The organism is Streptomyces sp. NPDC059201, from assembly GCF_042754585.1.
Taxonomy (GTDB): Bacteria; Actinomycetota; Actinomycetes; order Streptomycetales; family Streptomycetaceae; genus Streptomyces.
Genome location: NZ_JBHZBB010000001.1, coordinates 319090 through 341802 on the forward strand (window position 1 = coordinate 319090; position 22713 = coordinate 341802).

The window sequence follows — 22713 nt, forward strand, 5'->3', positions numbered from 1 at the left end:
ACGGCATCGTCGCCCGTGTGGTGGAAGGCGAGGCTCAGCGGGCGCGGGACGCGGGGCGCGGAAGGTGTAGCTGACGGCTGGGGGGACGTTCTAGGAGGGCGGGGATGTGCCAGTGGTCTCGGGACTCTGCGAGGTTCCGTCACCGTGGTCGTACTGATCCTGCTCTTCGGTGTCGTCGTATGGGCGATGGTGTGGTGGAGCGTCACGCCCGTGCCCGGCGGTCCGTGCCCGGCGGTCCCTGGACGGATTCCCCGTGACGGCCTGATGTCGGTCTCGGCCGTGCCCTCCCCGGTTTCGCGATCGGCGGAGCGGTCAGGCGGACAGGCGGACGTATCCCGACTCCTGAGTCAGGAGGCTCACATGGACAACTGGCGTGCGGACGCGGCCTGCCAGGAGGTCGACCCCGATCTGTTCTTTCCCGTGGGGATGGGATCCCCTGCTCTCGCCCAGGCCGAAAGGGCGAAGAAGGTCTGCCGGCGCTGCCCGGTGCAGCAGGAGTGCCTGCGTGAGGCGATGGCGGAACCGCAGCCGCCGGCGGGTGTCTGGGGCGGCCTCACCGAGGCCGAACGGGGCACGCTCCGGCAGCCGGCGAGCCGTGAAGCAGCCGCACGGCGATGAGGAGCCGCCCGGCCACCTCCCTGGTACGCACTCCCCCGGTGCCCCGCCCGGCTCGGTGACCGCCCTCCCCGTACCCGCTCCCCCTGTGACCGCCCAGCCCGGCGACCGCCCCTCGGCGAGCGCACCCACGGTGACCACAAGGGCGCGCGGGCGGGCCGGTCGGGAGACGGCGGCGCATGTCAGCGCGTGTGCAGGTCCGCCGGTTCCGCCGTATCGGTGTGGTCCGGCTGGAGAGAGAGGCGCGCGCGGACCCGCTTCCCGTACGGGTCGGGCTCCACGGTCAGACTCTCGCAGACGGCGAGGACGATCTCGACGCCGTGCTGTCCGATGCGGCAGGGGTCGTGTCCGCGGGGTACGGGGGCAGCGGCGGCCTCACGGTCGAAGACCGAGATCTCCAAGGTGTCCCGGCGCAGCTCCAGGAGCAGCCGGCAGGGCCCGGCCGCGTGCCGTACCGCGTTGGTCACCAGCTCGCTGACCACCAACTGCGCCAGTTCGACGAGCTCGTCCGCCACCGGCTCGCCCCGTACGGACGGGGCTGCCGCGAGGAAGTCCGCCGTGAAGGCGCGGGCGGAGGCGATCGCGCCGCCGTGGGCGGCGTCGTCGTAGACGGCACTCACGGACAACAGGGGCGCCGATGCTGCGCGCGCAGTGGTGATCGCATCCGTCATGGTGCTGGTACTCCCCTCGTCCGGGTGGGTGGGTAGGTAGGTAGGTAGGTGGGCGCGGCTGGACATCTCGTACCCCGCCTATCCCCGCTTCATGGTTTCCACACCGATCACGCTGGGGATCACACCCGGCGGCGGTGCGCCAGAACGGCCGCGATGCCGGCGCGGGACCCACGTCCCGTCCCCTCCTCCGGCGTCCGGGAGGCGTGACCGCCCCAGTGGACGCAAAGCACGAGGACGGCGTCGGGCACGCCGCGAGGCGCCGCGCGGAGGGCCAGTAGGACGACTCTGGTGGTATCCGCACCATTCAGGCCGGCCGCGCCGTCCATTCCCTCTTGCTCTCCGGCGGCGAAGGTCTCGCCCGCACCACAGGCGACGATGCCCCTCGGTCTCCGCTGCGGGGATGCGCCCAAACGTCGGCAACCTGGCGTCGACCACCTAGGGCCTGTCTCTCCGATCGTGATCGGAGCCAGATGAGGAGTGCGGCGGCGGTGACGGTGACGGTGACGAGGTAGACGTATCCGCGTTTGTCCTACCGAGTGGCCACGGCTCTGAATTGCTTGAGCTTGCCGATGGGCCCGCTCCACTGTGTTGCGATCTTTGTACCGGTCTTTGTCGAATCCCGGGGGCCGTCCGCCGCGTGAACCCCGGCGCAGGCGGGCGGCCTTGTGGTCCTTCTTCTCCGGGATCGCGTGCCGGATGCCGCGTTTGCGGAGGTAGGCGCGGATCTTGCAGTTGCTGTATGCCTTGTCGGCGCTCACGCTGTCCGGCGTGCGGCGGGGACGGCCGCGTCCCGCGCGTGGGACATGGATCTTGTCCATGACCGGCTCGAACTGGGTGCAGTCCGCCTGTTGTCCCGGCGTGATCAGCAGAGACAGCGGGCGGCAGCGGCCCTCTGCTACATGTGAATCTTGGTGGTCAGGCCACCGCGGGACCGGCCGAGGGCCTCACCCGGCGCGCCGCCCCCTCCAGGAGTCCGTGCAGCATCGCGATGACCGGCAGCCGCCGCACTGGCCTTCGGCGGCCCCCTTTTGGAGGGCTCAGCGCCGGCGGTGGAGTGTTAGGTGCTCCTGCGGCGTGCTGGTGAGCGCGGGTGATGGTGGAGTCGACGTTGATGTTCCAGTCGATGCCGCCTTCGGCGTCGACGGCGGACTGAACGTGCCGCAGGAGCCTCTCCCAGGTGCCGTCGGCCGATCACAGCAAGTGGCGCTTGTGGACGGTCTTGCACGGGCCGAAGCGTTCGGGCAGCTCCCGCCACCGCACCCCGGTGCCCAGCCGGTGAATGATCCCGTTGATCACCTGCCTGTGATCGCGCCACCGGCCGCACCGGTTGTTACTCACCGGCAGCAGCGGCTCCAGCACCGCCCACTCGCCGCCCGTCAGGTCCCCCCGACTCAACATGGCCGACCGCACGGTCTCCCTGCTTGCAGCGACGGCTATTCGATGACCGCGGTGGCTTCGACCTCGACCAGGAGGTCCGGTTCCCCCAGCGCCGCAACGCCCAGCAGGGTGATCGGCTTGACCGGATCGATGCCCAGCTTCGCTGCGGCCCGGCCCACCCCCTCACCCAGCAGCGGCATCTTCTCGGGACTCCAGTCGACGACATAGACGGTCAGCTTCGCCACGTCGTCGAAGGAGCCGCCGATCCCGGCCAGAGCGGTGGCGATATTGAGATAGCACTGCTCGACCTGAGCGGCGAAGTCTCCCTCGCCCACGGGCCGGCCGTCGGCATCGCGGGCGACCTGCCCCGCCAGGAACACCAGCTTCGATCCGGTGGCGACCGACAACTGCCGGTAGACCTCGGGCTTCGGCAACCCCTCGGGATTGACCAGCGTCACGGACATTGACGGCCTCTTCCTCTTGGCGTCAGGAGCAGCAAGATCAGCCCCCATCAAAGCATAGCGACGCTATGTATTGTGGGGCCATGGCGAGGACGAAAGATCCAGCGGTCCGCTCCCTGCTGCTCGACCGGGCCGCACACATGCTGCGGACGAGACAACCGGTCACACTCCGCACCCTGGTCGCCGGAACCGGCGTGTCAACGATGGCCGTCTACACCTACTTCGGCGGCATGGACGGCTTGTGGAAGGCATTGCGGCAGGCAGGCTTCACACGCCTGGCCGCCAAGCTCGCGTCCGTCAAGATGTCCGCGGACCCGGTACGAGACCTCGCCGCACTGGGAGCCGCCTACCTGGCCAATGCCATGGAAAACCCCGACCTCTACCGCGTCATGTTCGACTCGGGCTTCGACCTCGAAGACACCGGCGCCGCGGACGAAACCCTGCACCGCCTCGTCCGCGGCATCGACCGGGCCAAGACCAACGGCCGCTTCCGCAACGAGGTCGACCCGCTGGAACTGGCAACACAGAGCTGGATCATCGGACACGGACTCGCCTCACTCGTCGCCACAGGCCCCCTGCCGCCCCAGACACTTGCTCACGGCGTGCCCATGCTGACCGCACTGTTCACCAGCGCAGGAGACGAACCCGACCGATGTCGCCGGTCGGTCAAGCACGGCTGGGCCGGGGCCGGATAGCTCCAGCCCGGTCCGGCTCTCGTGATCGGAGAGACACGCCCTAGATTGCCCGTGGAGGGCCTGGCCGGTGGGGGGCTGGCCTGAGCCGCCAGGTCGAGACCGGCCCGCCGAGCGTTGCGGATCGCCATCAGGGCGAAGGTGTGCTCACCAGGGCGGCCCGGGGGCGAGGCCCGCCCCGTCGGCGGCGACGGCGGTGCGCTGGAGTTCGTGCTCGGTCACGATCCCGTCCAGACGGTGACGTCTGGAGGTGGAGGCGGGCTCCCGGTGGGCGTGGCGGTCGGAGGCCGGTCCTGTGCAGGGTCGGCCCGGCAGGGTGTCCCACCGCTTCTCCCCGGCGCTGAGTGCCTGCGTACGGCGGGTGCGGCGGCACAGGTCAGGTGCGGTCGGTGACGCGCAGGGCGCGTCCGACGCCTCGGCGACCTCAGCCAGGCTTGCGGTGATCTCCGGGGCGCCCCGGCCCGCCAGCAGGACGACGACGAGAACACCGACCCTGTAGCCGCGGACACGTGAGCAGGCCGGCAGGAGCCTGTACGGGTTCCGCGCGGTGCGGGAACGTGAAGCCGTGCTCGATGAGCAGCAGGGCTGCGAAGGTCACGGCGTATCGGCGGGCGCGAGACCGGTACGGAGGGGGTCCAGGAACGGATGCTGTGCCACCCCGCGCAATACGCCTCCGACGCGGCAGACGGTCGAGGCGGCTAGCGACCCGGGCCGCCCGCGCAGGGCCACGAAGCTCAGCAGCCACGGGACCAGGACGATCACGGCGACCAACCAGAGAGCTCTGAGCTCGAACCGGACGCCGAAGAGCAGTAGGGCGAGCAACGGGGGGAATACGCCTACCGGCCGCCGGAAGGGCGGAGTCGCGAGGAGGCGGGCAGCCGGAAGACAAAGCGCACGCCTCCGGGGCCGTGCGGGGCCCGCGCGCTCAGCGGCGGCGTTCGAGCAGCAGGGTCACAGGCCCGAGGCCGCTCCGCGCCGCCCGTCGCCCGGCCCGCCGCTTGGCGAGATACGCGAGGCCGATCGCGGTCGCCGCGCCCGCGACGGCAGCAGCAGCCACCTTGTCGGTGCGCACTGTGGTCCACAGCGCACCCCCGGCGCCCCTCGCCGCGTGCGCCGCTGCGCGGGCCTTCTCGGCCCACGGGGTCGGAATCACGTCCGGCGCCCCAAGCTCCGCCAGGTCCTCGCCCTCCTCCCCGTAGGGGACGTCCGTCCACGTCATGTCGGGGTAGTCGGGCACGGCGTACGGGCCGGTCCGGTGGAACGCGTTCTGTTCGCTCTTCTCCGAAGCACTCATGGGCAACATCTCGCCGTACCCGCCCAGGCTAAACATCTCCGGTGCATCGGGAGCCCCCGCAGCCCGCCGGGACGGGGCCAGGCACGGCACATACCGAGGCGAGGCTAGGCATTTCACCCACTGCCCCAAGACCGAGAGAACGCACCCTGGCCGACGACCGGAATACCCTTCAGCCCTTGGGCGGCGCTAGATCTTGATCTTGAGGTCCCCTGTGCGAGCGGCGGCAGCGTCGGCCGGCAGGCGCACGACGTCAGCACAGCTGCGTCAGCCCGTAATGCAGCACCCTTCCCACTGCGCGCCCCGAGGTCCGAGCAACTGCCATGCCGCCACGGTGGAGCGTCAGCTATGTGAGCCAGACGATGTCCAGTACGGACAGGTGGTGCAGGGCTCGGTTGGCGAAGTAGACCACGGAGAGTCGCCCGACCGACGCGATCCTCACGTCCTCGCCCTCGGGATCGCCCGGGTCCCACTGGGGGAAGCCCCATGGAGCGGCAGCCGCGGCGTCCAGGACGTCCCAGGCCGTCTGCTCGGCGTCCTCAGGCAGTGCGGCCAATACCTTCGCGGCCTGGGCAGAGAGCCGGACCGCGTACGAGGGCGTGCCGCTCACTGAACCCTGCTGCGCAGTTCGGCCATGTCGATGAAGCCAGTGTCGTCCTGGCCGGAGGCATCGAACGCGTCGACCGCGGGGGCGGAGGTGAGCCGGGCGGTCCAGATGTTGATGACCTCGTACAACGTGGTCAGGGAGAAGGTGGCCCGGGACTCCTCCAGAGCCGCCGCCCACTCCCGTTCGAAGGCAGGTACCCAACGGTCGGCGCGGCGGTCGGCGCGCAGCCGGTCGAGGAGTTCGGCCGGGGCTCCGGGCGCCGGGGCGTACTGAGGGGCGGAGATGTGGTCGGCCGGCGCGCTCATCGGCACCTCCATGAGGGACGTGGTGGCACCACCGTACGCGGTGTAGGTGGCCGCGTGGATTGGGTTCGCTGGGAGCGCTCTTCAGGCAGAGGCCGAATGGGAAGGGGCGGCGGCGTATGCCGGCTACGGCTGCCGCCCAGCGTCCAGCGTTCGGGTGCTGCGGCTGACGATCTGTTCGTAGATTGTCTCGAGTTCGGGTTCCGTGCTGGTGTCGAGGCTGCGGTTGACGTCGAGCAAGGGTGTCAGTGCGCATGCATCCAGTCCAGGTAGAGGAGTTCGCCGCTGTCGACGATGTCGAGGCCCTGGCGGATGACGCGGTGTGCGACGGCGCGGTCGGGGCAGCCGGTGGAAGGGCTGCGAGTGAGGCCGCGTTCGAGAGGCGGGAGAAGCGGACCCGCAATAGCAGTGTTCGGGGAAACCTTGTGGGTGCCAGCGCCGTGTAGGAGGTACGGGTCCCTCCGGGGCAGCTCCGACGTCCTTGCGGAGCTGGGAGATGCGGTTCTGGTGGATGGCAGGTGACCACCGCTTGCGACCTGGGAGTGGGCGTCGTTGGCCAGCCTGCCGTACGGGCGGGAACCGGCTCCGCGGGCGCGGGACCCAGTCGGCCAGGCTCCCCTCCCCGTCGACGTGTACGGGGAAACCTCCCCGTACGTGCGGGCAGCAGCGGAAAGAAGGCCGCAGGACGGCTACTGCCCGGGTTCGATCCGCACGATCGACGCCTGGCTGGATATCAGGGCAGGTCGATACATTCGCCGTCGTACTGCCATGGGCTGACTGTTTTCAACGGGTTGTTTTGGCCCCACTGAAACGGATTCTTCTGGCCCCACTTTTGGGCTGTGTGGGTGAACGGTTCAGGTGGTCTCCGGGAGGAACGGGTTGAAGTGGCCCCACCCCTCGATCGGGTGACGTTTCCGGGCTGTCCTGCGACGGAGTGAGCGAGGTGCGGGAGGAGCCTGCCGGGGACCGGTAGCGTGTGGCTCAAGGCGCCCGCCCGGCCGCGTCCCCTGACAGGAATGCGAACGGGCGGGCGCCGTGTTTTCGGCGCCCGCCCGTAGGACGGTTCGGTTCGCAATGGGTGTCACAACCGTTTCGTCGCGATGATCGACCTCATGAGCCGACGGCTCACCCGCGAATCCACCCCGAACTGGCGCGACGCGTGAGCACATCGGTGCCGGATCACCGCCAGCTCGTCGGCTACTGCTGAAGCACCGCAAACCGCTGATCCACCAGGTCAAGCACTCCTTCAGGTGGCCGGGTTCTGGGCAGGGCACCCCCCGTAGACGTACGGTTCGATTTCGTTGCCCTTCCAGTCACTGAGGTGGAAGCAGTGGCCGTTGGCCCACACCGTGACAGAGTCGGGCCGATGGTCAACCTGGAACGGCTCGTCCCCAAGCTGCGTCCCGGGCCAAGAACCAACTCCCGCAGAGGAATGAGTGACAACGACGCAGGTCTCTTTCGGCAAGATCCGATGGACGTCACCCCAGGGCTCCAGCATCAGATCCAGCGGCTCCTCGCCGTCGTTGCTGACCACCAGCCGCGCCACTCTCCCCGCGAACATTTCCATCACCCCTCCTTGGCCCTTCGGGCCGCCACGTGCGCAACTGCCTTCCTTGGTGCACACACGGCACGATCCTCACACTCTTTCAGGCCGCGGCTGCCTTGCGCTTGGCGGTGGTGCTGGCGAGGCGGAAGGACTGGGTGCCGGTCTCGATGATGTGGGCTTCGAAGGTGAGCCGGTCGACGATGGCCTGGCAGAGACGCTTGTCCGTGAAGGTCTGGTCCCACTCGGTGAACGGCCGGTTCGAAGCGATCGCAATCGCGTGCCGTTCCTCGCGTTCGGTGAGAATCTGGAACAGCAGTTCGGCGCCGTGCCGGTCGAGCTTGACGTATCCGAGTTCGTCCAGGCAGAGCAGGTCCACGCGCCCGTACTTCTTGATCGTGCGGCCCAGTTGCTTGTCGCCGGCGGCCTCGGCCAGCTCGTTCACCAGGTTCGCCGCGGTCGTGTAGCGGACTCGGCCGCCTGCCTCGGCGATCGCGGTTCCCAGGCCGATCAACAGGTGGGACTTGCCAGTGCCGGAGTCGCCGATCAGGCAGAGCGGGTGACCGGCCTGGACCCAGCCCGGCTGGGTGAGGGTGTTGATGACCTCCGGAGTGACGTTGGGGTTCTTGGAGAAGTCGAAGTCCTCGATCCGCTTATTCCGCGGAAAGTTGGCCTCCTTGACCTGGCGAATCTTGCGGCGCTCGTCCCGGTCCTCGCACTCGCTCCCCAGCAGCTCCGTCAGGAAGTCCGCGTAGGAGGCCTGCTCACGAAGCGCCTGGGCGGCGAACTCCTCCCAGCGGTCCCGGATGGTGGCCAGGCCCAGGTTCCGGCAGGCCGCATCGATCGCGGCCGACGGGCCGGCGCCGCGCTGAGCGGGCAGACCGAAGGAGCCCCACCGCCCCATCGTCGCGGGAGCGGGGGTGGTGCTCTGCGTCATGCTGAGCCTTTCGGTTGGATAGAGAGCAACTGGCCGTAAGCGGCCAGCGAAGGCTCCGGCCGGGTGTCCGGCGGGAGGGCAGGACGCCGCGCGGGCAACGAGATGACCCGGGCGGACTCGGTGTCCTGGTCTTCGGGCCCGTCCTCGCTCAAAGCGGTAGCGGGCGGGGTGATGACCACTGGCGGTGGCCCGCCGGCGGCGGCGACCGCCTTGCGGGCCTCGATCGCGACCAGGTCCGGGGAGACCGATCCGGCCTGGAGGACCGCGTTCATCCCGGCGACCACGGCCTCGTGGGGCAGACGCCGGTGCAACAGCAGCACCTCGATCAGGGCCCGGGTGCCTTCCGGTCGGCCTCTGGCCTCGCGGGCAGCGGCCCAGAACGCGTCATGGACCGGGGTGAACAGCCCGCTCTCGCGGGCCGCGGCCAGACCGGTGGAGTTCTCCAGGGCTCCGGGCTTGTGCCGCAGGATCTCCAGGTAGTGATCCAACAGGTCACGGAACCCGTAGCGGCCCGCCAGCCGCTCGTGCCGGACGACGATCTCGTGCCGGTCGAAGACCCACACCTCGTCCGCCCGCAGTGAGACGCGGACGTTCTCGCCGATGAACCGGGCTGGGACCGAGTACTTGTTCAGGCGGACCGTGATCCGGGAGGTCTTGTCGACCTTCGGCGTGAGCGTCAGCCCGACATCGAACTCCTCGAAGGGCAGGGGCGCCAGCAGCGGGGCCTCATATTCGAAGTCGAAGCCCACCGAGGTCGGGCGGTTGTCGATGTGCCGGGCGTCCTCAGCGGCCTCGATCTGCTCGATCCTGATGTTCAGATCGGCCAGCGTGTTGACCTCGGGGACCGGGACCAGGTGCGAGCGGCGGAACCGTCCGCCCTCGTGCTCGACCCCGCCCTTCTCGTGGGCGCCCTCGATGCCCGGCCGGCAATAGAAGGCGTCGAAGCCGTAGTGCGAGCGGAAGGCCACCCACCGCTGCGACTCCACCCTCGAGCGTCCGAGGCAGACCTTGGAGACCGCCGGCTTGAGGTTGTCGTAGCGGATGTGCCTGGTCGGGACGCCTCCCAGCAGCCGGAAGGCGTCCACGTGGCCCTGCATGAAAGCTTCCTGGCCGCCGGTGGAGAACACCCGGTGGACCGCCTTGCCCGAGTACGAAAGCCTCAGCGTGAACAGCTGGCACTGCATCGGCTTGCCGTCCACCCGGACCCAGACCTCGGCGAAGTCGACCTCCGCCTCCTCACCAGGCCGGTGGAACTGCGGAACCATGCCCTCGTGGATCATCCGGGCCCGGTCCGCCTCGTCCTTGATCTGAGGCCGGCGGACCCGCAGGTAGTCGTTGAGGGTGGTGTAGGCGACGGCGCTGAAGCCGTACTCGTCCCGCAGCCGGTCCAAGATCCGAATGTTGGTGTGACGCCGCTTCGGCGGCGCGGTCAGATCTGACCGCAGCATCTCGTCGATCCAGCCCTTGGCCGGGTCCAGCGCCGTCCGGCGCGTCACCGGTGCTTTCCGCTGAGGCGGCAATGCGCTGTCCAATGCCTGACGCACCACCCGACGGTGGACCCCGTAACGCCGAGCCAGACTCCGGACCGAAGCGTCCTCCAGCCTCCGGTCACGACGAATCCGCTCGAACAACTCAACACGCTGCAACTCCGGCCTCCTGACACGGCCGTAACCACGAACCCACACAGCGTGATCCCGGCCGCCAACCCGGTCAATCCGGCACTACTCCAAACGAGTGCACTCAGTCGTCCCGGCAGCCAGGTGGGGCCACTTCAAACCGTTCCTCACCCGGGGCCAGACGAACCCGTTACCCCGGGGCCAAAGAAGGCCGTCCTAGACAGGCTGACCCGCGGCAGGACGCCATGCAGCCGCTCGGTTTCGGCATGCGCGGCCTGCATGCGGTCCTTCAGCTCGGCCAGTTCGGCCGGGGTCAAGGACCTCAGTGCGGCCAGCCGTTCGACGTCTGACATGCCACGCAGGGCAGCCAGATCAGTGGTCATCCTCGCGCTCCTTCAGCAATCGCAGTCCACGGAAGCCGCGTCGAGGGACACGGCAATCGGCTCGAAGCGTCTGTCCGGTCAGTATCGGGGGCAGCCAGCGACCAGACCAATGCCCCAGGCCAGCTACTCACCGTTCACGGGATCTCAGGCCGTCTCCAGCCCCATAGGAATACGCGGGGCCGCGCCGTTCGCGGTGGCTGAGCAGGGGCCCACGTCGACGGCGTACGCCTGCCGGTCCCCGAGGGGAGCACCGTTCTCGAAACTGCTCCCGCAGGAAGCTGGACCCCTGCCCTGGCTCCGGTCCTGGAGGGTCTGCCACCAGTATTGAAGGCGAGTGGTCCGGGAACCCGCAGCGCCCGGGGCTGCGCTGATAGGCGTCCCGACACGGGGGCCGAGGCGCCCGAGGCGGGCCTCGGCCGCGAGTGCATGTGCGCACCCCAGGCGGAACGCGATGCACCAGGTCGATGCCTTCCAGGGGATCCCGCATCGCGGCCCCGCGTGCGGTGCCGGCGTCGAGACCTGTAACCAGCTCTCCTGCGATGGAAGCGGTCTCGGCCTGCGCCGGGCGCAGCGGTTCAGAGTGGTGGGGCTGTTGCGGCGGCCCGGAGTCGGCAAGGGAGCGGAGCTTGACCTGCACCGCATGCCGCTGCGTACGTCTGAGGGGAACGACTTGGCCCCCCGCGCCGTTTCCCGACCGTCAGCTGTGTTGAGGATGATGGGGGGGCAGCTGTGGCGATGTGGGCCGCGTCGTTTCCGGCGTTCGTGTGTTTGCTGGTGCTGTTTGCGCTGGTGGAGGGGGCGTGGCGATGGTTTACCGGGCTGGGATTGATTCCGTGGGTCCGTAGGCGTACGGGGCGGTCGTTGTCCAGTGTGGCCTTCGACGAGTTCACGGCGACCGTGAACGGGAACAAGACGGCGGAGTTGGAGCAGCGCCGGGTGGAACTGTTGCGGCGGGACGACGAGAGTGACGGGGCGCCGCCCCGTTCTAGCGTCGATTTGGCCAAGGGCACGGCGTTCATCGTCGTGCCGCGGGACTCGGACGGCCCACCGGCCGACGGGCGCGAGGCCCGGGAGGTCCGGCGGTGAACCGCGGGCGGGAGAGAACAGGCGGTTCCGGACGGTCCGCGCTGTGGGGGCGCATCGCATGCGGGTGGGCGGTCGCCTTCGCGGGGTTGCACTTCTACTGGGGCCTCGGCGGTGATGTGGGGCTGAGTGTCTCCGCCGGCCCGCTGGCCACCGAGCGTCCGCTGTGGTTCGTCGTCGCCGGCCTGTGGGGCGTGGGGGCGCTCTGCCTCCTCGCCGCCGTGCTCGCACAGCTGCTCACCCGGTCCGATCTCCGGAAGACGCCCGCTGCGCTGGTGAGGTGGCTGGGGTGGGGCGTCAGCGCCGTCCTGCTGATACGTGGCATCGGTCTCGAACTAATGCTGCTGACCGGCACCGCGCCCCTGGACGCCTCCGTGAGCGAACAGCAGAAGGTTTGGACGCTGGCCCTGTGGAATCCCTGGTTCATCGCCGGAGGGATCGCCTTCGGCCTCGCCACACTTCGCGCTGGCAGGCACACCGACGCAGCACCGCCAGCCGCCTCCAGCTCCTGACTTCCGTGGAGGCAGGAGAAGCACGACCCCGCAGCGCTCACCTGGCCCTGCACCCGCTCTCGGGACGCCGTACGACTCCGCCTTCCGCAGGGAGACCGGCCGCCTCCGCGTCCCGGTCTCCCGCCCGCCACCGCTTCGCTGCATCGTGGCTGCCCGGGTCCGCTTCGATCGAGATCGAGGTCGCGGACGTCGGCGGTCGAGCACGACACTCAGCCGCACGCCAAGTGCGACATAGCGCCGTAAAAGACTCTTCCGGTTGAATCGATGATCACGTCCGGTTCATCCTTACCGACATGCTTTCCACAGCCGCAGACCTCGACGTGTCCCGCCTGCCCGACTACGCCTACGACTGGGCCCTGGTCGACGTGGAGACATCCGGGCTCATCGCCCGGCGTGACCGGGTTCTCTCCATAGCGGTGCTGACCTTCGGTCCGGACGGGGCGCAGACCGGGGAGTTCAGCACCCTCGTGAACCCCGGGTGCGACCCCGGGCCCGTGCATATCCACGGGCTCACCCGGGAGCGGCTGGCCGGTGCCCCGACCTTCGACCAGGTCGCGGGGCGTGTCGGGGCGATGTTGCAGGACCGGGTCCTGGTGGCCCACAACGCGCAGTTCGACTACGACTTCCTGGCGCACGAGTTCGCCCGCGCGCGGCTCCACCTTCCCGTCACCCAGCGCCTGTGCACGCTGGCCCTGAACCGGCGCGTGGAACCCCCGACCGGCGATCTGAGTCTCGCTTCGCTGGCGGCCCACTACGGAGTGCCGCAGACCCAGGCGCATGACGCGCTCGACGACACGCGCGTCCTCGCGGGGATCTTCCGCGCCTCCCTGGCAGAGGCCGTACGGCTCGACCTTCCGCTGCCCCTGGTCCCGTGCCCTCCTCGCCAGGACCCGCAGTTCGCGCCGAGCCCGCCGAAGACGCCGTGCGCCTATCGCAACCCCGGCCGTCTGGAAGCGGGAGGCCCGCTCGTCCAGGGCATGAAGGTCGCCATCACCGGTGAGACGGCCACCGGGCGGGCGGAGCTCGTGGCCCGGGCGGTCGCCGCAGGGCTCAACGTCATGTCGTCGGTCAGCCGGCACACGAGCGCTCTCGTCACGAACGAGGTGGCGTCCGGCTCGGCCAAGGCCCGGCGCGCTGCCGCGGAAGGCGTCCCCGTCCTGGACGAGCACACCTTCCTCAAGCTGCTGGGCGACGTGCGTCCCGGTACGCCCCACACGCAGACGCCGGAACCGCCCGCTGCCGCGCCGGTCTCGTCCACCCCTCCCCCTCCCCCTCCCGCGGTCCCGGCGCCTCGGACCGCTCCTCCGGCCCCTGCCACCGCCCCGCCCCGCCGGCGCCGGGTCCTGGCGCTGGGCGGCACCCACGAGGAGGCGTCCGCGGCGCGCGCCCAGATCGTGGAACGGGGTTGGGCCGCCGCCCTCAACCTCTCGGCGAGCGTCACCGACGTCGTCCTCCTGCCCGGCGGCCAGGAGGACCGGCGCATGACCCGCGTCGCCTCGCTGGGACTGCCGGTCCACGCCCCCGCCTGGCTCGGCGCGCCTGCACCCGAGCCGGCCGACGCCCCCGTCCACAGCGGCGCGCTGACCTCCCTCCTCCCCCGCGGCGGAGTGGTCGACCTCCCCGCACTCCCTTCCGCCGGACGCTGGCACGTGGGCGCCTCCTGGGCCCGGCAGACGCCCTGCGAGATCGACGTCGTGGCGTTCGTCCTCGACGAGGACGAACAGGTCTCCAGCGACGGCGACTTCGTCTTCTACGGCGCCCCCGAGAGCCCCGACGGCGCCGTCCGCCTCCTGTGCGACGGCCCGACCGAACAGACCATCACCGTCGATCTGGCCGTCCTCCCGCCCGCCGCCCGGAGAGTCGCGATCGCAGCTGCCATCGACGGCGCGGCCACCTTCGGCGACATCGGCGCCGTACAGATCACCCTCGCACCCGGCACCGACGCCCCGACCACGGCCCAGGCGACCCTCGACGCCGCCACCAGCGAACGCACCCTGCTCCTCGCCGAGCTCTACCGCAGAGGCCCGCTGTGGCGCTTCCGCGCCGTAGGACAGGGTTACGACCACGACCTGGAGGCGCTGGTCCGCCAGTACGGCGTCGAGGTGCGGTAGCCGCCCGACCTGAACTCACCCGGCGGGCGCCCCGCTCCAGATCCGGGCCCGGGAGCCCGCTGCGCTCCCGGGCCCAGGAGGAGCCCCCTGCCCCCTGCCCCCTGCCCGCCTGCCCCCTGGCAGGCCCATGCCGCCTGGCGGGCACAGGGCCGGGTGATGTGACCGGCCTGGTGGAAATCGGGGCCATCCCCGCGAGGGCGGGGAGCAGCCGGTCAGCCGGCCTGTCTTACCGATGCAGTCGGGACCATCCCCGCGTGAGCGAGGAGAAGCCCAGCTTGCCATTGTGCATGGCTCGGCTCAATGGCGGGCGAAGTGGTGCGACGCAATCTCGGCCGATGCTTCGCTCGGCCTCCGGCAGGTCGTCCCTGGACTTCTTGTTCTCCGCCCCTCCGACGAGTCACCATCCTCGGTCGTGGATCGCCCGCAGCCACGGTTCCCTGACGGCGGCAATCTGCGCGAGCGTGTACCGGAACGCCTCTCGGGACGGCTGGAACGGGTACCACGGGTGCGGCGGCAGCGGATCGTCACGCTCCACCCCGGCCGGCAGCCCTCCGACCACCGGCAGCCGGGTCCGGTGTGGTGGGAAGGCGAGTTCGGCCCAGAGCGCGGCATCCATAGGCACCGGCACCGCTCCCGCGCGCGGCTGCCACATGGCTCCGGTCTGCGGATGGACCGGCACCAGGACCAGGTCAGCGGCGGGCTCGCCGAACTCCGGCCCCGCCAGGTCCAGCCGTTTCGCACCCTCGCCGACGGGCAGCAGCGCGCCGAGTGCCCGGCCGAGGAGCTCGGCGACCGGCCCGGGCGCCACCTCGACCGGCGCGCCACCCGCGGCCACCACCACCTGGGCGAGGGCCACGCCCGCCGGGATGTCCCGGTACTCGCTCAGCCGGTGCCACAGCGCGCCGGTCGCAAGGAGCTCCGCCCAGTCCATGACCGGCCGCTCCGGCGGGCCGGGCAGCCGTACTACCGCCTGCGGGGCGAGCCGGACGACCTGCCAGCACCCGCAGTCGTCGATCCTCGTTCCGACCGGCAGATCGCAGCCCAGGCAGGCGAGGTTCGGCCCGTCCCGCCCGTCGATCCCCATGCAGTAACCCCCGGCCCGTTCGAGGATCAGCCTGGTGCCGCGCAAGTCGCCGGGCGCGAGCAGGACGGTGTCCGACGGTTCGTACGGCACAGGGTCGAGGGCGTAGGAACCGGCCTCCAGCAGTGGCGGGTGCAGCGTCTCCCAGTGGGTATCGGCCAGGTGAATCGGCAACGCCACCTCCGACACCACCGCCGTCAGAACCGCACCGCACCCCGCACACCCGAACACCGCCAAGCCGTCCCCTCCCGCCGTCGAAACCCATGCATCCCACCAAGCGGGCGGCACAAGGAGCAAGGGGATTTCAGACGACGCGACGCCAAACGTTCCACCGAGACGTGATTCGTACCGTCGGTCAGCGGTGCATGATGAGGCTTGTACCGACGAGACAGCCGTCAACCAGCTCCGTTCGGTACTGGATCTGCTTGAGTCGACGCTTCACGACCCACGTGATCTGCCCCAGGTCGGCTGCGGCGAGGTCGCCGAAGTCGCGCTTGACCAGCGCCCAGATGGGGGCACGCGTAGCGAGGACGCCGCGCTGAATGGCGGCGACCGCTGGCCTGCCTGCTCGCTCCGCCGCTACGCCTTGCCCCGGAGGGACATCACCGTGCAGCCCATCGCTCTGTTCGACCTGGACGACACCCTCACCGACCGGGCCGCTGCCTTCGCTGCCTGGGCCGAGGAATTCGCCGCCGCCCATTCCATCCCTGAGCAGTGGCTTCACGAGGCCGACGCCACCCACTCGGGCCGCCGCCGTGACTTCTTCGCCCTGGCCAAGGCCGCTCACACCCTGCCCGGCACCGTTGATGAGCATTACGCCGAGTTTCGCCGTCGCACGCCCCAACTGGTCCCGTTCCGGCCCGCGGTGAACGCTGCCGTCTCGGCGTTGGCGGACAACGGCTGGCAACTCGCCGTCGTCACCAACGGTGACCACGACGCGCAGCACGCCAAACTCGCCGCCGCGCGCCTCACCGGCCTGCTGCCGACGGTCGTCGTCTCCTCGGACCACGGGGTCCGCAAGCCCGACCCTGCGCTCTTCCACACCGCCCTCGCTCAACTCGGCGCAAGCCCGGAAGGCGCGTGGGTCATCGGCGACTCGCTCGCGGCCGACATCGCGGGAGGTCTCCGCGCGGGACTGAACACCCTCTGGATCTCCCACGGCCGCACCCACCCCGGTGGCCCGCGCCCTCAACACACCGCGCACTCCACCGTGGACGCCTGCATCTGGCTCCTCTCCCGGACGGGCCAGGAACGGAGGCGCTGATCGGTTCCGCGGCGGCAATCGGAAGCGTGAGACGCGGGAGCGTCAAGAGGGGGCCGCCCCCTGGCCGGTAGGGCGCAGTTCGCGTTCTAGGGCGGAGAGCGCGAATGCGTGTGGGGAGGCGTGCTGCCAGCGGGAGCGTCCGAACATGACGTCTTCGGAGAGCCCGCTCAGCATGGCCACGGCGCGGATGGTGAACTCGGGGAGGTCCACTTCGGCGAAGTGTCCCAGGGCTTGGCCCTCCCGGAGGATGGCTTCCAGCCGGTCGTCCCAGCCGTCCAGGAGTTGGGTGAGGATGTGTCGGCCTGCTTCGTCGTGGTGCTGGGTCAGTACCTGTGTCCACAGGGCGTAGCGTTCGTCGCCTTGATGGGTGGGCAGGTAGAAGCGGACGAACAGGTCCAGCTTCTCGGCGGGCGATGCGGCCTGGTCGGCGGCCCGCTCGAACCGGGTCCAGAGTTCCGCCTGGCTCCAGGCGAGGACCTCCAGGAGGAGCCGGTCCTTCTTGCCGAAGTGGTAGAGGATGTGCCCGGTGCTCATGCCGGCCCGCGCGGCGATGTCCGACATCCGCAGCGCCGCGGTGCCCTTCTCGGCGATGACGCTGATGGCGGCCCGCATCGCCCGCTCCCTCGCCTCGTCCCCACTGGGCTGACGCTTCCTGTCGAGCGGGACCCGGGCGGCGGGCCGCGAGAGGGCGCCGGTCTGGTCGCCCGCCGGCCCGGTCACGCCTTTCGACGGGGGGAGGCGGTCGGGCAGCGCGGGCCCGGTCTCTGACGTCGGCATGAGCTCACCTTCGGTTCCGGAAATCCAGGTCCCAAGTCTAGGTTCCGAGAATCTAGACTCTTAGTCTAGACTGAAAATCTAGTCAGAGCGATGAAGGGCGCGACGGCCGGCTTGTGCGCGGACGCCGCAGTCACCGCAGTCGCCCCTACGGCCAGTGGCCCCCCTTGGCCAGCTGCCCTGTCCCGCCTTGTCCCGCCCTGTCCCGCCTGCCCTACTCAGCACCCAGGAGACACCCGTATGCCGCGCGGATTCGATGTCGTGGAGACCTGTATCGCCGACCTGCGCGCCGCGCTGGAGAAGGGCGAGACGACCGCGGTCGGACTGCTCGACGCCTACGTCGCGCGGATCGAGGCGTACGACCGTCCCGGTACGGCCACCGCTCTGAACGCGATGGTCGTGATGAACCCGCGCGCCCGGGCGGAAGCGGAGGCATCCGATGCCCGCCGTGCCCGCGGCGAGACGCTGGGCCCGCTGGACGGGATCCCGTACACCGCCAAGGACAGCTACCTCGCCGAGGGGCTCACGGCCGCGTCCGGCTCCCCGGCGTTCGAGCACCTCGTCGCCCAGCGTGACGCCTTCGCCATCGAGCGGCTGCGCGCGGGCGGCGCGGTCCTCATCGGTCTGACCAACATGCCGCCGATGGCGAACGGCGGCATGCAGCGCGGTGTGTACGGCCGCGCGGAGAGCCCGTACAGCGCCGAGTGGCTCACCAGCGCGTACGGCTCCGGCTCCTCCAACGGCTCCGGTACGGCGACGGCGGCGTCCTTCGGCGCGTTCGGCCTGGGCGAGGAGACCTGGTCCTCGGGCCGCGCCCCCGCCTCGAACAACGCGCTGTGCGCCTACACCCCCAGCCGCGGCGTGATCTCGGTCCGCGGCAACTGGCCTCTCGTACCGACCATGGACGTCGTGGTCCCCCACACCCGCACCATGGCCGACCTGCTCGAACTGCTCGACGTCATCGTCGCGGACGACCCGCACACGCGCGGGGACCTGTGGCGCGCGCAGCCGTGGGTGGCGCTGCCCTCGGCGTCGCAGGTGCGCCCCGCCTCCTACCCGGCCCTCGCGCCCGCCGACGCCGAGGCCGCGTCCGGCGCGCTCGCCGGCAAGCGCGTCGGCGTGCCCCGGATGTACATCAACGCCGACCCCGACGCCGGGACGAACCCCGACGGAGGCATCGGCGGCCAGACCGGTCAGCGCGTCGACACGCGCCCCTCGGTGATCACCCTGTGGGAAGCCGCCCGCCGCGACCTGGAGGCCGCCGGCGCCGAGGTGGTCGAGGTCGACTTCCCCGTGGTGTCCCACTACGAGTCCGACCGCCCCGGAGCGCCCTCGCTGCTCACCCGCGGGCTGGTCGGCCGCGAGTACCTCGCCTTCGAGATCGAGGACCTGTCCGCCTGGGCCTGGGACGACTTCCTGCGCGCCAACGGCGACCCGGCGCTCTCCACCCTGGCCGACGTCGACGGCGACCGCATCTGGCCCAAGCGGGAGGGTGAGCTGCCCGACCGGTACGAGGGCTTCGACGACACGATCGGCGAGTACCCCCGCTTCGTGCGCGAGCGCCCGTACGCGTCCCTCGCCGACATGCCGCTCCTGGAGCAGGGGCTGCGCGGCCTTGAGGAGACGCGCCGCGTCGACCTGGAGATGTGGATGGACGGGCTGGGCCTGGACGCGGTGGTCTTCCCCGCGGTGGCCGACGTGGGCCCCGCCGACATGGACGTCGACGCGGCCTCCGCCGACCTCGGCTGGCGCAACGGCGTCTGGGTCGCCAACGGCAACCTCGTCCCCCGCCACCTCGGCATCCCGACCGTGACCGTGCCCATGGGCACCATGACGGACACCGGCATGCCCGTCGGCCTGACCTTCGCAGGCCGCGCCTACGACGACAACGCCCTGCTGTCCCTCGCCGCGGCCTTCGAGAAGACCGGCACCCGTCGCACGGCACCGCCGCGCACGCCGCGCCTGCCGGCGGAGTGACCTGAGGGAGGCCGCCGGGCGGATCGCAGGCGGGGCTCACGGCGGGGTGGTGGGGTGGGCGTGGCGTGCGGTCGGCCACGCCCTGCCCCCGACGAGCTCGACGGCACGGACGGTGGTGGCCTGCTGCGTGAGGCGGGCGTCCTCCCGGCGGTAGTGGGTGGGGTGGGGCCTGACGTACGGCTGAGCGGCGCGCAGGATCCGAAACTGCGCGGTGAGGTTGCCCTCCATGACGGCTCCCCGGCCGGTGTCGGAGCCGTACCGTCGGTGGGAGTGGCTCATTGACGGCTCAGGAGAGCGGCATCTCGCCATTCTCGGTCTCGCTCATTGCCGCGGCCTCGGGGCTTCTTGCCCAATGGGTCGTGTGAAGACAACGACGAGAGCTGCCCTGGTATGCGTGCCCGCGGCGATGGCCGCGCTGCTCATGACGTCCGCTCCCGCGTCCGCCTCGATACGTGGCGTCTACGTCTACGACGCCGCGGTGATCCGGCTCGACTGGAAGACCTCGCTCAGCGAGTGCCTCAGAGCGACGAACGGCTGGTACAAGGTCACCAAGTACGACGGCCCGGCGATCGACGTCCGGCTCGTGTCCTGCAACACGAACCGAGTGGTCGGCGGACCCGTCAGGGTCGCCGACGCCGACTGGTCCTCCTCGTGGGTGTACGCCTCCGGAGAGCCCGTCTACCTCCAGGCGATCGGCAGGGGCTCCAACTGGCTGGACACCTGGGACGGCGTCGTGGCGTACGACAGGTGAGCCGACGGCGCACCTGATGGCCCGGACAGGTTCCAGCGGGAACAACGGGCGCCACCGTTGACGCAGAGGGTCCGACCGCTGACGTACGAGGCGTCCTCGCTCACCAGGCAGGCGCCGGCCACAGCGCCGATCCGCCTGGTCGGTGCCCGCCCGGAACACAGGTCTCCCGGGCGGTCGGACACGTCACGACTTCCCCGTGTCAGCCCATGTCGCCAGCAGTCCAGCCACGGCCGTCCGCGCCCGCTCGGCCTCCCTGCCGTCGCCTCGCGCCGCCGGGGCGAGTTCGAGGTGGAGGAAGGGCGTTCCGTGGCGGTCCGCCGCCTTTCCCTGGACGTTCGTCGTGCCTTCCAGGGGGCAGGGGGCGGACCAGCCCCGGCATACGCGCAGGTCGCGGTGGACCATGCGGTCGGCGAGGAGCGTGGCGTCCTCGGATGCCGTTCGGGCGGCGCCGGTGGAGAGGATGGCGTCGTAGGGGCGGTCCGGCGCCTTCGCGAAGCCGTGCAGCTGGATCCCGGGGACATCACGTTTCTGTAGTTCCAGGACGATGGCGTGGAACACGCTGTCGGTGCGGTGCGCCACGTCCGCCGCGTCGCCCCTGCCGGAGGTGCGGTGGGCGCCGGCGAGGACGAGCGCGCCGTGCGGCGTACCTTCCAGGAGCCGCGCGCCGAGGAGCTCGGTGTCGCGGTCGGCGACCGGGTGGGGCACTTGGACGCTCCACCGGACCTCGCCGTCGGCGGGGACGTACAGCCGTCCCCATCGGTCCTCGGCGCCCCGCTCCCGCGCCGCGACCTCGTCGTAGCGCCGGCCGGAGGTGGCGTCGGTGAGGCGGGTCACCTGGAAGCCCGCGTCGGCGAGCATCCGTCCGGCGTCGTCGGGGTCGCCGTCGAGGAGGCGGCCGACCCCGCGGGCGAGCCGGTCGCGTCGCGTGTCGTCGGGGGGCGTGTAGCGCTCGCGCGCTGCGGCCCTGCGGGCGTAGTCGACGATGCGGGCATCCAGGTCGACCAGCTCGGAGGAGGCCGGGCGCCCGGTCGCGTCGGGGCCGGAACCCTGCATCTGACAGCCCGTCACGGAAAACGACACGCAAAGAATTCCGAGAACGTAAAGGAAAAGTGATCGTCTCGTAATGATCATATAAGGGATGATCTTGTGACGCGTGTGAAGATCCTCCGGTGGCATTGTGTGAATCTCTCCCCATAGGGCGTGCGCTGGCGGTGACCGCCGCCCTCGCCGTTCTCGGAACCGGCTGCGCGGCGTCGCCCTCGGACGCGCGGATCAAGCAGGGCGGACGGTCCTTCACCGTCGCCGCCGCGGGAGATGTTCTCATCCATCCCGAATTGGTGGAACAGGCGTCCAAGGACGCGGACGCGACCGGCCGGGGCGAGGCCGGCCTCGACTTCGGGCCGCTGCTCGCCGGGGTGCGCCCAGTGATCAGCAAGGCCGACCTGGCCATCTGCCACATGGAGACCCCCGTGGGCAGGCCGAAGGGCCCCTTCCAGGGGTACCCGGAATTCCTCGTCCCGCCGCAGATCCTCACCGCGCTGAAGGACGTGGGGTACGACACCTGCTCGACCGCCTCGAACCACACCTACGACCACGGTCTCAAGGCGGTCCGCCGCACCCTGGACACCATGGACGAGGTCGGGCTCGGCCACGTCGGCTCGGCCCGTACCCGTGACGAGGCGCAGAAGATCAACATCCGGGACGTCAAGGGCGTCAAGGTGGCCCACCTGTCGTACTCCTGGGAGTCCTTCCTCAACCCGACGCCCCAGAAGGAACGCTGGGCGTTCAACCGGATCAGCACGGACGAGATCAAGGAAGCCGAGGCGCGGGCCCGGCAGCAGGGCGCCGAGGTCGTGATCCTCTCGGTCCACTGGGGTCTCGAGCACTACAACGAGCCCAGCGTGCCGCAGCTACAGCTCGCCGAGCGGCTCACGGAGGAGACCGGGATCGACCTCGTGATCGGGCACCACGCGCACGTGGTGCAGCCGATCCAGAAGCTGAACGGCACCTGGGTCGCCTACAGCCTCGGCAACCAGGTGGCCCGGCACTCGTCGCCCACCGGTCTCACCGAGGAGGGCGTGATCGGCTGGTTCGAGTTCCGGGAGACGGACGACGGCTGGGACGTCGCCGCCCGCTACCGCACGACGCTGGTCGACATCCCGCCCGAGGCGGAGCCAGGGGAGAAACCGCCCGTCGGCGCCGTGGAGGACCACAGGCTGGTCGACGTCCGCCAGGCGCTCGACCGGCCCGGCGACCTCGCACCGGACCGGCTCGCCCGCTACCGCCTCGCCGCGGACCGGACACAGGGGTTCCTCTACAACCGCGGAGCCCCGGGCGGCGACGGACTGGCCGAGCTCTCCCTGGAGGAATGAGAGCCCGCCCGCCTCGCCCGGGATCGCAGATGCACCAAGCACGTGTCCGATACGGATCCGGCGCGCCCCGTGACCCCGTCCACGGCGCCTCCCGCGCCGCACCCGCCCCCAACCCATCCCACGCCCACCGCGTCGCGCACCGCCCCACGCCTGCCGCGCCGCACCCGCGCCCACACGAAACCGACGTGGGCGCTTCCGGCCGGCCCCGTGACCGCGGCCCGGCGGTCCGGGCCGCGGGAACCAGGAGAGAGCAGCACAGCAGTGACACCGAAGAACGCCGCGTACGCCGCCCG

The 22713-nt window shown here is 70.6% G+C and carries 22 protein-coding genes and 2 pseudogenes; 9 read left to right on the top strand and 15 right to left on the bottom strand.

The genetic code is table 11. The features are described 5' to 3' along the window. The first annotated feature begins 360 nt into the window (after positions 1-360). Positions 361-618, top strand: a complete 258-nt coding sequence (locus tag ACFXMG_RS01440) for a WhiB family transcriptional regulator (protein ID WP_383813654.1) — start codon at positions 361-363, stop codon at positions 616-618. A gap of 179 nt (positions 619-797) precedes the next feature. On the opposite strand, the gene ACFXMG_RS01445 is transcribed toward ACFXMG_RS01440, so the two are convergent. From ACFXMG_RS01445 to ACFXMG_RS01455, 3 genes and pseudogenes are all read right to left on the bottom strand, one after another. Then, positions 798-1235, bottom strand: a complete 438-nt coding sequence (locus ACFXMG_RS01445) for an ATP-binding protein (RefSeq protein ID WP_383813656.1) — start codon at positions 1233-1235, stop codon at positions 798-800. Between the two features lie 511 nt (positions 1236-1746). After that, positions 1747-2684: pseudogene (locus ACFXMG_RS01450) on the bottom strand (IS5 family transposase); the annotation flags it as partial. Positions 2685-2719: 35 nt separating this feature from the next. Next, on the bottom strand, positions 2720-3127 hold the full coding sequence (locus ACFXMG_RS01455; RefSeq protein ID WP_099284266.1) for a RidA family protein: 408 nt from the start codon (positions 3125-3127) through the stop codon (positions 2720-2722). An 80-nt stretch (positions 3128-3207) separates the two neighbouring features. On the opposite strand from ACFXMG_RS01455, the gene ACFXMG_RS01460 reads away from it, so the two are divergent. Beyond that, a complete protein-coding gene (locus tag ACFXMG_RS01460) occupies positions 3208-3819 on the top strand; it encodes a TetR/AcrR family transcriptional regulator (protein ID WP_383813659.1) in 612 nt (203 codons plus the stop codon). 723 nt (positions 3820-4542) lie between these two features. On the opposite strand, the pseudogene ACFXMG_RS01465 reads toward ACFXMG_RS01460, so the two are convergent. From ACFXMG_RS01465 to ACFXMG_RS01500, 8 genes and pseudogenes are all read right to left on the bottom strand, one after another. After that, a pseudogene (locus tag ACFXMG_RS01465) lies at positions 4543-4638 on the bottom strand (hydrophobic protein); the annotation flags it as partial. A 103-nt stretch (positions 4639-4741) separates the two neighbouring features. After that, positions 4742-5110 (bottom strand): hypothetical protein, encoded by a 369-nt coding sequence (locus ACFXMG_RS01470; protein ID WP_383813660.1) that lies wholly within the window; start codon positions 5108-5110, stop codon positions 4742-4744. Positions 5111-5453: 343 nt separating this feature from the next. Further along, a complete protein-coding gene (locus tag ACFXMG_RS01475) occupies positions 5454-5717 on the bottom strand; it encodes a hypothetical protein (RefSeq protein WP_383813661.1) in 264 nt (87 codons plus the stop codon). Continuing rightward, a complete protein-coding gene (locus tag ACFXMG_RS01480) occupies positions 5714-6019 on the bottom strand; it encodes a DUF6247 family protein (RefSeq protein WP_383813663.1) in 306 nt (101 codons plus the stop codon). Before ACFXMG_RS01480 ends, ACFXMG_RS01475 begins: the two co-directional genes overlap by 4 nt. A gap of 1243 nt (positions 6020-7262) precedes the next feature. Further along, entirely contained in the window at positions 7263-7583 is a 321-nt protein-coding gene (locus ACFXMG_RS01485) for a hypothetical protein (RefSeq protein WP_383813665.1), read from the bottom strand. 79 nt (positions 7584-7662) lie between these two features. After that, positions 7663-8496, bottom strand: a complete 834-nt coding sequence (istB, locus tag ACFXMG_RS01490; RefSeq protein WP_383813667.1) for an IS21-like element helper ATPase IstB — start codon at positions 8494-8496, stop codon at positions 7663-7665. After that, entirely contained in the window at positions 8493-10142 is a 1650-nt protein-coding gene (gene istA / locus ACFXMG_RS01495) for an IS21 family transposase (protein WP_383813669.1), read from the bottom strand. Before istA ends, istB begins: the two co-directional genes overlap by 4 nt. Before the next feature lie 137 nt (positions 10143-10279). Further along, on the bottom strand, positions 10280-10495 hold the full coding sequence (locus ACFXMG_RS01500) for a hypothetical protein (RefSeq protein ID WP_383813671.1): 216 nt from the start codon (positions 10493-10495) through the stop codon (positions 10280-10282). Between the two features lie 735 nt (positions 10496-11230). Between ACFXMG_RS01500 and ACFXMG_RS01505 the strand changes: the two genes are divergently transcribed. From ACFXMG_RS01505 to ACFXMG_RS01515, 3 genes are all read left to right on the top strand, one after another. Then, the gene (locus ACFXMG_RS01505) at positions 11231-11581 is read left to right on the top strand and encodes a DUF6191 domain-containing protein (protein WP_383813958.1); all 351 of its coding nucleotides are present in this window, start codon (positions 11231-11233) and stop codon (positions 11579-11581) included. Continuing rightward, positions 11578-12090: a DUF3995 domain-containing protein gene (locus ACFXMG_RS01510; protein WP_383813672.1), complete on the top strand. Its 513-nt coding sequence runs from the start codon at positions 11578-11580 to the stop codon at positions 12088-12090. Before ACFXMG_RS01505 ends, ACFXMG_RS01510 begins: the two co-directional genes overlap by 4 nt. Before the next feature lie 293 nt (positions 12091-12383). After that, a complete protein-coding gene (locus ACFXMG_RS01515) occupies positions 12384-14201 on the top strand; it encodes a TerD family protein (protein ID WP_383813674.1) in 1818 nt (605 codons plus the stop codon). Between the two features lie 397 nt (positions 14202-14598). Here ACFXMG_RS01515 and ACFXMG_RS01520 read toward each other — a convergent pair whose 3' ends face one another. Continuing rightward, entirely contained in the window at positions 14599-15462 is an 864-nt protein-coding gene (locus ACFXMG_RS01520) for a hypothetical protein (RefSeq protein ID WP_383813676.1), read from the bottom strand. A gap of 181 nt (positions 15463-15643) precedes the next feature. Between ACFXMG_RS01520 and ACFXMG_RS01525 the strand changes: the two genes are divergently transcribed. Continuing rightward, positions 15644-16546 (top strand): HAD family hydrolase, encoded by a 903-nt coding sequence (locus ACFXMG_RS01525; protein ID WP_383813678.1) that lies wholly within the window; start codon positions 15644-15646, stop codon positions 16544-16546. A 42-nt stretch (positions 16547-16588) separates the two neighbouring features. On the opposite strand, the gene ACFXMG_RS01530 is transcribed toward ACFXMG_RS01525, so the two are convergent. After that, the gene (locus ACFXMG_RS01530) at positions 16589-17323 is read right to left on the bottom strand and encodes a TetR/AcrR family transcriptional regulator (protein ID WP_383813680.1); all 735 of its coding nucleotides are present in this window, start codon (positions 17321-17323) and stop codon (positions 16589-16591) included. A gap of 237 nt (positions 17324-17560) precedes the next feature. Here ACFXMG_RS01530 and ACFXMG_RS01535 point away from each other — a divergent pair, with 237 nt between their 5' ends. Beyond that, positions 17561-19297: an amidase gene (locus ACFXMG_RS01535; RefSeq protein ID WP_383813681.1), complete on the top strand. Its 1737-nt coding sequence runs from the start codon at positions 17561-17563 to the stop codon at positions 19295-19297. A gap of 36 nt (positions 19298-19333) precedes the next feature. Here the strand turns inward: ACFXMG_RS01535 and ACFXMG_RS01540 are convergent, their stop codons facing one another. Further along, positions 19334-19576 (bottom strand): hypothetical protein, encoded by a 243-nt coding sequence (locus ACFXMG_RS01540; RefSeq protein ID WP_383813682.1) that lies wholly within the window; start codon positions 19574-19576, stop codon positions 19334-19336. A 115-nt stretch (positions 19577-19691) separates the two neighbouring features. Between ACFXMG_RS01540 and ACFXMG_RS01545 the strand changes: the two genes are divergently transcribed. Further along, entirely contained in the window at positions 19692-20048 is a 357-nt protein-coding gene (locus ACFXMG_RS01545; RefSeq protein ID WP_383813683.1) for a hypothetical protein, read from the top strand. A gap of 183 nt (positions 20049-20231) precedes the next feature. Here ACFXMG_RS01545 and ACFXMG_RS01550 read toward each other — a convergent pair whose 3' ends face one another. Next, positions 20232-21101: a hypothetical protein gene (locus ACFXMG_RS01550; protein WP_383813685.1), complete on the bottom strand. Its 870-nt coding sequence runs from the start codon at positions 21099-21101 to the stop codon at positions 20232-20234. Between the two features lie 116 nt (positions 21102-21217). Here ACFXMG_RS01550 and ACFXMG_RS01555 point away from each other — a divergent pair, with 116 nt between their 5' ends. After that, positions 21218-22420, top strand: coding sequence for a CapA family protein (locus ACFXMG_RS01555; protein ID WP_384899821.1), 1203 nt, complete (start codon positions 21218-21220; stop codon positions 22418-22420). Positions 22421-22713 lie beyond the last annotated feature (293 nt).